Genomic DNA, 13755 nt, shown 5'->3' on the forward strand with positions numbered 1-13755 from the left:
GACGACGTTCAACGACAAACTCAGCCGGGCGCCTCGCGCCCGGTTTTTTAACGAGAAAGGAAGATGTCTCGTGGAGTGCCACACTCTCTCTTCGTCGCCACCGGGCTTGTCCCGGTGACCTCGCTTAGGGACGCACTGAGTCCATGATCACGATGTCAAACACACTGCTTCCCTGATCGGGGTTGTTTCAGCGACTTCGGCGAAGCCGAAGTCGCTGAGGACAAGCCCAGCCACGACGAAGAAAATAGATACGTCCAACGCTGACATGACAACGACACGACGACTGCGCAAGCACCGCGAAAACGTCGCGCACCCCTAAAAATAAGGCGAAAATCGCTGCGCCTTGGATCGATTCAAATTGTCTTAGGGATGTGAGCACTGCACTGGCGTCGTTGTCGACACGGCGCGGAGGGCCGCCTGGTCCTGCGCGTCTTGCTGCCCCATGGTCTTTAAGGACTTCCCCCGAAGGTCTTCTTCATCGCCATCCATTTCTCCGCATCGAGCAAGATCTTTCCGGTCCCGAGACCATGAGGCGGGTCGCGCGACGCCGCATCACATCGTGAAACAGGGAGCATAAAGATGACTAAGATATCCTTTGCCGGGCGCCTGCTGGGCTCGACCTCGCTGGTCGTGCTGTCGGCCGTCGCCGTGATCGGCGCGGCGCAGCCGGCCGCGGCCCAGACCGGCCTCTACGGCGGCGGCAGCACGCTGCCATCGCTGGCGCTGCGGCAGATCTTCGACTGCTACGAGGGCGCCACCCTCGCCAATGACGGCCAGACCTTCTCGCCGGGCTTCACCTTCTCGCCGCCGAGCCCGAACCAGCTGCCGACAAGCTGCACGCAGTTCTCGACCACGGTCGAGGGCCTGTTCGCCGCCGTCGGCGCCGGCAACGGCCAGCGCGCCTACATCGCCAACGATCCGAAACAACTGTTCCGCGGCAGCCCGGACTCGGCGCCGGCGCTGGTGCGCAAGCCCTCCGCAAAGCCGCCGTATCGCGACACGGCCAACGCCAATTTCTCGAGCTATCCGTATCCGCGGCTCGACTTCGCCGCCAGCGACATGCCGCTGGCGAGCCCCGTCGCCGGCCTGACCACGATCTCGTTCGGCAGCTTCCTGCCGACGACCAACTGGCAGAATACCCTCTTGATCGCGGCGAAGACCAGCACGGCGGTGAGCTTCAACACCGCGGCCGTCGGCACGCCGATCCAGATCCCAGCCATGGCAGTGCCCGTCGCCATCGCGGTCAACACCGCGAACTCCCTCACCGGCGCGACCTGGACCAACCAATCGGCGCTGTCCCCGAACACCCAGGCCGGCGGCGCGATCCAGCTCTCCTCGGCGCAGCTCTGCGCGATCTTCTCCGCGACCGTGACCGACTGGAACGACACCTCGACCCTGATCCCCACCCTCGACGAGAACGGTGTGCAGCAATTCCAGCACTTCTATGACGACAACACCAACGGCACCCTGACCCCGGTCAGCTATACAAGCCGCCGCCTGCCCATCAAGGTGGTCTACCGCTCCGACGACGCCGGCACGAGCTACATCCTGACCAACTACCTCGCCAACCTCTGCCCGCTGCTCGACCCGACCGGCACCTACAACTACAAGAAGATCTTCACCGGCGTCGGCGTCGACGGCGCCACCACCGCCAACCTGCCCTCGAGCAAGTTCCGCAACCTGCTGAACAACATCAAGGCGGTGAAGGGCGAGGCCTATCACGACCACAACGATACGTACGATGTGGACGACGATTCCGAGCGGCCCGATCCGCGCTGGATCAACGCCGAGGGCGCCAACCAGCAGGCGCTGAAGATCGGAACCGGCTCCCTTCTCGCCGGCCGGATCGGCTATCTGAGCGCCGACTTTACCCAGCCCTATGCGACGACGGTGACCGAGGAAGTCGCCGGCGTCATGCTCTCCGGCCCGGCTCCGCGGTCGGCCAGCGTCCAGAACGAGGTGCAGCGCCTCCTCGGCGTCTATCATCCGGGCCAGTCGGGTCAAAACTTCGTGCCGCCGACGCCGGACAACACCGCTCAGGCCTTCAGCGGCCTGACGCCTCCGGCGCTGGATGGCGGCTACAATGCCTGGAATATCTACGGGCAGCGCTATGCCGCCGGAACCGTGATCGCCGGCGTCAACTACAGCGGCCTGTCGGTGATCGGCGTCCCGCTCGTGGCGGAGAATGTCTATCCGCTCACGGGTGCGAGCTACATCAACGTCTACAGCTGCTACAGCGATGCCACCGGCACCCGGGTGCCCGTCCTGAAGAACTGGCTGGCTTGGCTGTTCGGCGGATCGATCGACGCGCTGCCGGCCTATAATCCGGCGACGTCGAATGCCAACTCACCGGGGTATGATCCGAACGTCGCGAAGGTCATCCGCAACAACGGCTTCCACGAACTCGGCGACCAACGCCCTGAGCGTCTACCTGACGACGAGCGTTGCGGGCGGCCTGCCGAGCGCGATCGCGGCGTACAACCCGTCGGGTGCGCAGATCGACGGCTGTCAGGGCGTGACCGGCGGCGCGAAGTAAGGAAGCATATGAGATCGTGATCCGGTGAGAGATCAGCGGATCACGATCGCAGCGACAACAAACGGCAACGGCCGGGTCCTCGATCGAGGCCCGGCCGTTTTTCGTTGTTACGCAGAGTTTGCAGAAGTGCTTCGACTTCTTATAGCGCGCGCATCATCCCCACCGGTGTCATCGCCCGGCCGAAGGACCGGGCGATCCGGTAACCGAGAGTACCCATGATTGAGATCACGGCGAACCAAGACGTACGATTGTCCACGTCGTACCGCTTCATTTCTATTACTGAACTCGGCGTTTACTGGATCGTCCGGTCAAGCCCGACGATGACACTGAATTTGTAGAGACCCCTCGCCCCTCACACCTTCGCCGGCTCCGCCGCGCCAGCGTCGCGGACCGTGCTGCCGCCGCGGGTGGTGCGGATCATGTCGAAATAACGGCTGCCCGCTTCCGGCTCCAGCGTCTTGCGATGGATCAGATGCTGGATGCAGATGGCCGCGAGATCATGGGAGCCGTAGCAGTGATGGGCCACCAGGGCGAGATGCCTGAGCTGCTCGTCGCTCATCGTGTCGGGCCGGGTGAAATCGCGGACATACACCGCGTCGGCTTCGACCAACTGATGGATCGCCGCAAATGGATCGGTGCCGTGCAACGGCCAGATCATGCGCCGGTTGAACTCGGTCAGGGCGTGCGGAATGAAGCCCTGGCCGCGCAGTTCCAGGTCGATCTCGCCGAACACAGGCTGTTTCTTGTACAGCGGGACAAACGAGACTTCGGTCTGGATGACAGCCGCCTCGGCCAGGCGCCGCCGCCCATTCTGGAAAATCGCAAGCTCCGAGCCCTGCACGTCGATCTTGAGGAAATCCATCGCCTCGATTTCGCAGACATCGTCGAGTTTGCGGGTTGCCATCCTGGAGTCGGCGACGACCCGCCCCCACTCGATGAAGCCCGGAAAATGCTTGAGCATGTGCGGGTCGGGCTCCAGCAGGCTCGTCATGCCCGATGCGAAGCATTCGCGCAGGCGGGCCTGCTCGCCGTTGCCGACGACATAGGGCAGATAGGTCTCCAACTCGCTCTTGCGGGCGTTCAGTTCGGCCAGCGCCGCGCGCTGCGGCTCGAAGCCGTAGAGGCGGCACAGGCGCCTCTCGAGCATGGTCTTGTACGGCGGGTCGGCACCGACCGGGTTGGCGCCGATATCGACCACGGCGGTGAGGCGCTCGGGCGCGAGCAGCGCCGACAGCGGGTCGGCGTTGGCGGAGGCAGGGAGTGGTGTGGGTTGAGTTATGTGGTCTGATGTCATCGCAGGTCATATCCCACTTTGTCGCCGGACTTGGTCCCACCCACCATCGTCATCACCGGGCTTGTCCCGGTGATCTCGCTTAGGATGGCAGTGCTCTGCTGATCTGAAGCGGCAACGCACTGCCGCCTGATCGGGGTTGCCAGGACAAGCCCGGCAACGACAAAGAAAAATTCGTAGGGCGGATTAGCGCAGCGTAATCCGCCATCATGATCACCGCGCGACACGGCGGGTTACGCTGCGCTAACCCGCCCTACGACTGCCCCTCTTAAGACTACTGCGCCTCTTCGCGCCGGCGACGCTCATCGTCGTCATTGGTGCTCCGCATGCCCTGACCACCACCTCCGCTACTGCTCGGCGTCTCGCCATCGCCGCCGCCACCGCCATAGCCCACCACCTCGACGATGACGATGGAGGGCTGGTCATTCGGCTTGGCCGGCCCGGGCTGGCCGGCCTGTTGCGTAGCGGCGGTCGCGTTGTTGTTGACGGCCGCCAACGCGGTGTTGGGCGGCGGGGTGAACGCGAGGCCCGTCACGGTGCCGGTGGACTGGATGTTGAAGGAATTGAGCACGACCTGCGCCACCAGCGTGATGTCATTGCCGCGGATGCCCGCGGCGCCGAGATCGATGGTGCCGCGTGGCGCGACCAGGGTGACGTTGCTCCTGGTCGGATCCTGGCCCGGCAGCGTGACCAGGGCGGCGATACCGGCGCCGGTGATCAAGCCCTGCGGATTGGTGTAGCAGTAGCCGACGACCGTGCAGATCACGCTGACAGCCGGACTCGAGACATAGGTCTTCGGCCCCGAGCCGGCGTTGATGTCGCCATTGGCGACGAACAGGCCGATGTCGCCGCCCTGCTGGGTCATGATGCGGCTCTGGTTGACCAGGATGGAATCGTCGGCGAAGGCGCGGATGCTGCCGCCGCCGAGGGTGAGGATGCCTTCCTGGTTCGGCCGGAGGATGTCGAGCGAGGTGTGACCGACGGTGATGCCGCCGCCCGGGCCGACGATGTTGATGTCGCCGCCCATCTGGGTCTCCAGCACGGAGGCGGCGATGTTGAGCTTGCCGGTCGCGATCTTCGGCGCGGCATTGCCGTCGACGCTCAGGCTGTTGTCGGTGTAGCCCAGGCCCGCCGGGAACAATGTGGAGATCGCGGTATAGGCGCGGGCGTACTGCCCGAAATAGGGGCTCGACGGATTCTTGTAGTCCTTGCCCACCTGGATCACGAAATCCAGGAAGGCGCGGTTGACCAGGAGGCGCTGACGCGCCGGCGACAGGCCCTGGAAGGTGGTCCAGGCCTGGTCGCGCGGCTGGCCGAGGGCGGTGGCAATGCCGGCGAGAAGGTCGATGCCGCCGGTGCCGGCACGGGCCGGATCGATGTACTGATTGATCGCCGCGGCATAATCGATGCCGGGCTTGACGCCGAACAGCACGTCGATCTCGGCGCCCTGGGCCGGCAGGTACGGCTTCACGGGGTCCGCGCCGACAGCGAACATACTTCCGAACGTATTGCCGAGCGCGCTGCCGTTGCCGAGCGTGGCAATGCCAGAGGTTTGCGACGGCTCGTACACCGACGGCGTGAACGGCCCGAGGTCATTGCCGGCCTGCAGCACGAAGGTGCCGGGCCCGTAGAGGACATAGGAACCGCCGACAAAATCATTGCCGGCGGCGATGCTGGTGATGTCGGAGGCGTTGTTGTTCTGGCCGATGAAAACAAACGGCTTCAGTTGAGCGCCGCTGCCGGTGGTCGCAGGCGCCCCCGACGGGGCGGTCGCCGCGTAGATATTGTTCCCCGCCTCGATCCGCGCCGGCTTGATCAGTTTCAGAACTGCCGGGTTACCCGCCGTGCCGGTGGCATCGATATCCTGGCCGGCCGCGATGACGACCGGGTTGGAATCGTTCGCGTGCAATACCTGGGTCAGAATGGGGAGCGGTCCCCCGAGCGGACTGATGTAGTTGCCGTAGTCCAACCCGCCAGTCGATCCGAGATACTGAATGGTCCCGTTGATGATGTCAGGCATCGTCAGGCCCGCCCCGAGGTCGATGGAGCCGGCGGCGACCAAATTGATGGTCCCGGTGCTGTCTCCGCTCAGGGTCGGATACGGCACCAGGTTGGCGTTTCCGATGCCGTCGATGGACGTGGTGCCGCTGTTGAAGACGATGCTGCCGCTGAGCGCCGCCAGATCGAGCGTGGCCGGCAGCAGCAGCCCGATCGTGCTGGGAAGCAAGATCTCGTTGGGCGCCTTGCCCGCGAACAGCCCGGTGCTCGCCGCCGGCGCCACCGTCAGCGCCGTCACATCGCCGGTGACGCTGGTCAGCGAAATGCCGCTGCCGGGACCATAGCTGGTGAACAGGTTGCTCCAGATGGAATTGGATTCGCCAGCCGAGCCGGGCAGGTATCCGCGGGGCGTCCGCACTGTCGTGTTCAGCGGCAACGCGGCGGGATCGTAGACATTGCCGAGCGTCACCGAGCCACGCGCGCTCAGGGTGATGAAGCCGTCCTGCACCGCCAGCAGCAGCGGCAGCGCGTACGAGCCGGTGACTCCAAGGGTGTCGTCCGTCGTGATCCCCCTGGTCGGCCTGCCCCCGTTGAGCGGATTGCTGGTGGTAGCCTGCACCGCCCCGCCGACCCGGATCACGCCGGTGCCGCGGCCGACCAGGAAATTGCTGCTCAGGAGATCACCGCCGGCAGTCACGCTGAGGTTGCCGCCGCCATAGTAGGTCGCCTTCGCGTTCGCCGCGGTAAGGCCGCCGCCGACCACCAGTGTCTCCGGCAGTGACGCGCCGACGTCGACGATGTCGGCGCCCGCCGAGAGCGTGATGTTGCCACCGCCCAGCGCGCCGAAGCCCTGGAAGAAGGTGGCGTAGTTGATCCAGGCCGCGGTCTGGCAGGCAATCGATCCTGCGGCCGCGCAGTCCGCAAACGGCGTCGCGCTGCTGCCGTTCGACACGCCGTAATGGATATACCAGTCGCTCCACATCTGCCCCGTCGCGGCACCGACGACCTTGGTCTGGCTGCCGTCGGTGTCGGTCGGCATCTCGATGCCGATGATCGATCCGCCGGCGGTGACGGTCACCGCGCCACCGCCGGTGGCCCACGCCGGGGTGCTGACGAGGCCGTTCGGCGTATCCGTATAGGCCCTCGGCAATGTCGGCGCCTTGAAGTCCCCAGGCGTCGCAGTGGCTGCGCCGGCGGTGTAGACCGCGCCGGGCGCCACCTGGTCGAGCAGTTCGACATTGCCGGCAGCCGCGAGGGTGATGGAGCCGGTGCCGGTGCGCACCAGGGTCGGGATGTTGATGATCAAATTCGAGGGGTTGCCGAAGGGATCGGGCGTCGGCATCAAAACATTCTTGTACGACGTATGCCCGTCGATGGTGACATTCCCCGTGACGGTCGGCGGCAGCGACGACACCGGGATCACCGCATTCGGATCGACCGAGGGCGTGTCGTCAGACCTGAAGGCCGCCCCGGCGACGAAGTCGTAGGAGAACGAGCCCTTGCTGCCGCCGAGCCCCACCGGCATCAGCGCCGTGGCCGCCGTGGTGTTGTAAACCGGCGCACCCTGATAGATCGCCGGATTGTTGGCGATCTGGTTGGCTGGGGGCAGCGTCGACGGCAACGGCGCCGTCGGCGGAGGCATCGGCGCATATGTGTCCGCGAAAAGCGTGAGATAGGCCAGTGGCGCGGACGGCGGCGTGACTGCGAAGCAGGCCAGGCAGACCGGAACATCAATCCCGGCGACATTGTCAAGCGTTCGCGGCTTGCCGTTCAAGGCCGCGTCCAGCGAGCCCGGTGCGCCACTTCTGATCGGGCCGTTGGATTGCAAATTCGCATCGATGACACCAAAGAAATAGTTCTGCCATAGCGACGCGTAGTCGGTCCCTGTCCCCGGTTGGGCGCCGGATACGATGTTGTAGTAAAGGTAGGGGTTCGATGCGGTCGGCGCCACCGGGATGGATGGAGGGGGCACCAGCGGCCTGCTGTAGGGGCGCAGCCGTTCCGCCACCTCGGCATATGTGTAATAGGCGCCGCGACCAGGCGAACCCCCGCTAAAGGTGTCAGCATTGGTATTCCCCTGCACGATCTCCACCTGGTAGGCGCGATACATGTTCGCGTATTGAATATAGAACTGGTCGTACTGATCGATCACCTTTGCCAGCAGGGCCGGATCTCCCGACAGGCTTGAATCGTCGGTGAAGTGGCTTATGGGGGCCGGCTTCTGTAGGTGGAACTGCAGTGAATTGAACAGCGCAAGGTTTTCGGGCGTGTTGTCGAGGCCGAAGAACGCCGCGTTCACCTGCTGGGGGGGGAGCGGGTCAAATGAAAAGACATTAGCCCTGTAGAATAGCACACCGTCCTGGAACAAACCTTCATAGGCGGCAAAGGCGGCCGATGCGGTTTCCAACTCGTAGGCCTCCGCCGCGTTGGTCGGCGTTCCTGCAGCCGGCTGATAGAAGCCGTCGCTGATGGTGGCGTTCATCTGCACGTTGTTGAGCGCGCGCAGCGCCAGCGTGCCGGGCTCGCCGGACCCCGTGCGATAGTAGAGCGTGGTGCCGGCGCCACCAAGAGGCGCACCGGCACCGAAATTCCAGTTGCTGGCGACGGTGATGTTGCCGTTGTTGATGGTCGAGCTGGGATTGACGAGATCGATCCCGGGCCGCAGGTGCAGCATGGACGTCGACGACAACGCCACCGCGGGAGCGCTGGATCCCGCGATCTGCAGCTTGGCCCCGGCGAAACTCGCCTTCACGGCATCCGCGTTGAACGGATTGTTGACGAAGCCCAGCAGCGTGTTCTGGTAGAACTCGACATGGGGCATGTAGGCCCCCTCCGCCGGCCGGTCGATCGTCGAGATGGGATAGAGGCCGTCGGCGGCAAAGATGAGCTGGGTCGGCTTGCCGTTGGTCAGGGTGGCGTCGAAGAATCCGGCGGGATCGATGATGCCGTCGAAATGCTGCCGGAGCTGTGCCTGCTGCTCCGGCGTCAGCGCGTTGTAGGCCGCAACCGTGGTGACACTGCCGCAACCGCCGGGGATCAGGGAGCAGCCGTCGGTGGTGCTCCACACGGCATAGGCGTTGAGCACCACGCCGCCGCCGCTTGCGTTGCCCAACGCGTCGGCATTGGTGATGACGGTGCCCTTGAAGTCGACATTGACGCCGCCGCTGGTCAGGATCGGCGCGCGGATGATCACCGAGCCGCCGGTGTTGTCGATGTTGGCGCCGCCGGGGCCGCCGCTGACATTGAAGATGGCGCCGTCGGCGACGCTAATGGCGCCCGATGTGGTCACGTTCTGGTAGCCGTGGGTGGCGTTCAGGGTGATCGTACCGGTGCCATCCTTGTCCGGCGTGCCCGTGGTGCCGAGGGTGATGGTGCCGCCCTTCTGCACCAGAGCGGACGTGCCGTTGGAATACAGCGGATCGCGGGGATCGTCGGCCACGTACGAGGCATTGAGAACCGCGGTCGCGCCGATCCTCACGCCGCCTTCGCCGGTGGTCGAGCCATTGACGATCCTGCCGGCGCCATAGAGCGCGATTTCGCCGCCGGTCGATCCGCTGGCGTCGATGGTGCCGTCCACGATCACGCTGCCGTTGTTCGCAACCAGCAGCACCTTGTCGGACGACAGGGTCTGGCCGGCGGCGACGGTGATGTCGCCGCCGCCGAGCCGCACCGTGAAGCTGCTGCTGAAGCCCGCTCCCAGCGGCAGCACACGAGATCCACCCAGGCGGTCGGCCTCGAGCGTGAAATCGCCGCCGAGATCCTTGAAGGCGGCATGGCCGTCAAGCGTGCCGTCGAGGGTCGCCGTGTTCGCGGCCACGACCGACAGCGATCCGGCAAAGCCGTTGCCGGCCGCAGCCACGCTCACGGTCGCGCCGGGATTGATGGTCACGTTGCCTGTGGCCGACACCAGCCGCACATTGCCGCCTGGCGCATCCTGGGCGAGATCGAGGACGGTGATGCGCGAGCCGGAGGCATCGATGAAAGCCCCCGCACCGAGCACGACATCGCCCGCGGTCGCAGCGAGGGTGACATTGCCGGACAGCGCGCGGATGGTGGCGTTGTCGGTGATCGAGCCGCCGCTGACGGCGAGCGCGCCGCCGATGTTGGTGGCGACGCCGGCCGGCGCGGTCCCCGCGCCGGTGGCGAGCGTCACATTGCCTGAGGTCAGGACCGATTGGGTCGCGCCGCCGTTGACCACGATCACGGGGGCGGACAGCAGCATGTTCGCCGACCTGGCGCCGCCGCCGGAGAAAGTGATGGTCGGGAGGCTGGAATAGCCGGTGCCGGCCTGGGTGAGATTCAGCCCGGAGACGACCAGGCCGGACACCGACGCGGTGGCCGTGGTCTGCGATCCGCCGCCGCCGCTGATGGTCACGGTCGGCGCACTGACATAGCCGTTGCCCCCACCGGTGACGGTGATGGCGGTGGCGTTGACCAGAGCCTTCGCCGCCGCGCCGCTCCCGCCGCTGCCACTATTATCGATGAAGGAGAATGTGGGCATGCTGGTGTAGCCTGCCCCCGGATTGGTGATGGTCACACCGGTGACACTGTACGACGAAACGTCGATGGAAGCACTGCCATCACCTGTCAGGCTATCGATAGTGAGGGAGTCGTAGAAAGAAACGGGGAAGCCGGACCCGGAGGAGATGAGCCTGACGCTGGTGATCGTGCCGTTGGAATCGACGACGGCCGTGCCGGTGGCCTTTACCTGGTTTCCGTTGGCGTCTGTTCCGAGGACCGTGACAACATCGCCGTTGCTGTAGCCGGAACCACCGTAGAAAACTGTAAAGCCGGCCACGCCCATCAACGCGGTCGCCGTTGCCCCGGAGCCACCGCCGCCAGAGATGACGACGTCGGGGATGCTGTTGAGGTAACCGGAACCACCGCTGGTGATCACGGCGCCGCCGACGTTGAAGGTCAGCGCCGCGACCGCGACCGGGCCGGTATCGAGGCTGCCGCTGCCGCTGAAGGCAATGGCCTGGCCGGCATTGAAATTGATCTGGCCGAAGCCGGCAAGGCTCTTGGCGCCGAGATCCTCGGTGATGGTTCCCGTGGCGTTCAGCGTCAGCGTGCCGCCGGTCCCGAGGATGCCGTTGCCGGTGGCGCCGCGGCTGTTGGCAAGCGTGATGTTGGTGGCGCTGACCGTGGTGCTGCCGCCCTCGCTGTAGAGCCCCGCGCCGTCGAAGGTCAGCGTGCCGATGGGATGGGAGGGATCGCCGATCCGCAGGCCGCCCGCGTCATAGAGATTGATCACCGTCGCGCTGCGCAGGCGCACCGAGACCGCGTCGTTGAAGTTCGCGAGCACCGCATCGTTCAGCACGATGCCGGACGAGCCGCCGCCGATGTTGATGACCGAGCCGGCGATGTCATAGTTCGCTGCTCTCAAAATTGCGTTGGACGCGAGCGTGCCGCTGCCGCTGGTGTCCAGCGTCAGCGCGTTGCCGCCGTCGATGATCGCACCGGCGCCGACGGAGAACGCGCCCCGCGGCACGGAGCTGCTCGGCGGCGTGCCGGGACCGGTGTATTGTCCCGGCACGAAGAACCGCGTGACGTTCACGACGGTGCCGTTGGAGACGCGCAACAGCGAACCGTCGCCGGTGATGCCTGCGGTGTATCCAGTCAGAACTCCCTGAGAATTGTACTGCGCGACAGGATCGGCGCCGAAGCTGATGTCGCGGCTGGTGCCGGCCGGCACCGTCCCGATCGCCTGGACAACGCTGCCGTCGCCGACCACGACGCCGCGGCCGCCGGCGAGCGAGACCAGCAACAGCTCCGGCCCGGTGAGCGGATGCGCCGCATCGTTGTCAATCTCGAGATTGAGCGCGGTCGCGGTGATGTTCTGCACGCCGTCGACGATCTTCGCGGTGCCGCCGATCATCACCGAGGACGCGGCGAGATCGCTGATCTGGTCGACGTCGAGCACGAGATAGCCGTTCCGGGTCGGAAGCTCTCCATTGGCCTCGCGTACCGCGACCAGAATATTCTCGCCGCCGATCTGGACCTGGCCGCCGCCGCCGACCAGGCCCGGCGCGAGAGCGCTGGTCCCCGGCGCGAAGCGGTTGGTGCCGGCAAGGTCAAGCGAGGTGTTCGCGCCGAGCAGCAGTACGCCGCCGTCGATCGGCAATGGCGGCGGGGCCTTGCCCGCGGCGAGCGCCTGGTTGCGGAAGAAGGTGGTGCCCGAAGTGATGTCGATGCGCGAGTATTGCGACCACGCCGCCTGCGACTGCAGCTGGAACATGGCGGTCTGTGACGATTGCGTGCCGGTGAGCGCATTGCCGAGCTTGCCGGTGACATACTGCGAGCCGTCGGGGCTGGTGAAGTTCACCGGCGTGTTCGGGTTGACGTTCCCAGCCACCTGCACCACGCGGTAGGCCCCGGGCAGCGTCGCATACATGCCGGGCAGCAGCGTATAGGTGCCGGCCGGGATGCTGCTGCCGGGCCCGATGGTCACCGACTGGCCCGGCGCGATTGCGTTGGGGAATGCCCCGCCGCTCGATGCGCTCGCGCCGGAATAATAAGGCTTATAGGCGAAGTTGGGATCATAGGCCGCGACCGCGGCCTGATAGGTCGGGACCAGGGCATAGACCTGCCGCCCGTCGTCGTATTGCGGTGTGACGGCGCCGGTCGCGAGGTTCTGCTGGTAGGTCGTCAGCACATTGCGGGTGCCGCCGGTGCCGCCGACGAATTCGGTGGCATAGATGTCGCCGCCGCCGTTCAGGTCCAGCACGGCGCCTTCGCTGGTGGTCACACGGTCGCCGAACAGGCTGATGGATTTGCTCGGCGGCGCTGACAGCATGGGCGGCGCGTTGTTGGTGGGATTGCTGTCAGTGGGAGAACCCTGGTACCAGGTGGTGCCGTCGACGGTGTAGCCGTCGGGAATGACGAGACCCGCCGCCGAGACCGAGGTCAGGCTGCCGGCGGCCAACGTCACGCTCTTCGTCGCAGTGAACGCGCTCGGGGCAAGGAGACCGCCAAGGCCGACGCCGGAAAGCGCACTGGCGAACTGGGTCGGGACATCGCCGGCGGTCCGCACGCCCAGGATGATGCTGCCGAGCGGCGCCCAGAGCGTGCCGCCCTGCACGATGGTCTGCGCGCTGAGCAGGATGCCGCCGCCGGCCGAGAGCGGCGCCGTCGGTGTCCCGTTCTGCGCGATGGTGATGGTGCTGGCGCTGTCGAGCTTGCCGGTCGACATCAGGACGAAGTCGGTGTTGCTGACCGGATAGATCTCGGCCGCCCTGAGCGTGAGGTTGCCCGGCGCGACCAGCGCCCCGCCGGAGGTCGGCCGTCCGGAACCGTTGCTGCTGGTGACAAAGCCATAACTATCCGGCAGCAGCCGGATGGCGGACGTGCTGGCGAAGCCGGCGGTAGCGATGTTGTCGAGCGCGATCCCGCCCTGCAGATCGATCCATTGCGCCGAGACATTCAGTGTGCCGTCGGCAAGGGTCGGGCTGCTGAAGCTACCACTCTGGTTCGGGGTGTCTCCGACAACGCGGACATAGCCGGCGTTCAGGTTCACGGTGGTGCCGCCGATGCCGGGGATCGTGCACCCCGTCCCGCAGGCCGGCGCAAAGGTCGCCGGATTGGCGAAGTCGATGCCCGACGGCAGCAGCCCGGTGCCCGCCGGCAACAGCACGACATGTCCGTTGTCCGCGCGCAGGGTCAGCGCGCCGGGGATTGTCACATCCACCGAACCGGCGAACGCGACGGCGGCACGGGCATTCAGGGTCACGGAATCGAAGCCGCTGTTGCTGAGCATGTCGGCGCCGATGAAAGCGCCAGCCGTGGGCGATGCGCTGGGCGCGGGCAGGTTCGCCGCGACACGGCCGGCCGGCTCGATGACAATCGCGTCGGGCAGGTTGAGGACCGCCACCGGCAGGAGGCTCGCGACCGCGCTGGGGATGGCGACATCGCCGATGGTCAGGCTGCCGCC

Annotated in this window: 3 protein-coding genes; 1 reads left to right on the top strand and 2 read right to left on the bottom strand. The window is 65.9% G+C overall.

The window, feature by feature from the left end:
• Window positions 1-579: 579 nt before the first annotated feature.
• Window positions 580-2556, top strand: a complete 1977-nt coding sequence (locus tag CWO89_RS30380; RefSeq protein WP_130582232.1) for a substrate-binding domain-containing protein — start codon at window positions 580-582, stop codon at window positions 2554-2556.
• Between the two features lie 332 nt (window positions 2557-2888).
• Here CWO89_RS30380 and CWO89_RS30385 read toward each other — a convergent pair whose 3' ends face one another.
• Together CWO89_RS30385 and CWO89_RS30390 are read right to left on the bottom strand one after the other, a co-directional pair.
• A complete protein-coding gene (locus tag CWO89_RS30385) occupies window positions 2889-3734 on the bottom strand; it encodes an FkbM family methyltransferase (RefSeq protein ID WP_207234604.1) in 846 nt (281 codons plus the stop codon).
• 367 nt (window positions 3735-4101) lie between these two features.
• Window positions 4102-13695: a filamentous hemagglutinin family protein gene (locus CWO89_RS30390; protein ID WP_207234605.1), complete on the bottom strand. Its 9594-nt coding sequence runs from the start codon at window positions 13693-13695 to the stop codon at window positions 4102-4104.
• Between the last annotated feature and the right edge of the window lie 60 nt (window positions 13696-13755).

It is taken from the genome of Bradyrhizobium sp. Leo170 (assembly GCF_004296405.1).
GTDB lineage: Bacteria > Pseudomonadota > Alphaproteobacteria > Rhizobiales > Xanthobacteraceae > Bradyrhizobium.

Excerpts from the sequence above, each read along its gene's own strand:
- CWO89_RS30380 (WP_130582232.1), top strand. The coding sequence starts at position 580 with ATGACTAAGATATCCTTTGCCGGGCGCCTGCTGGGCTCGACCTCGCTG.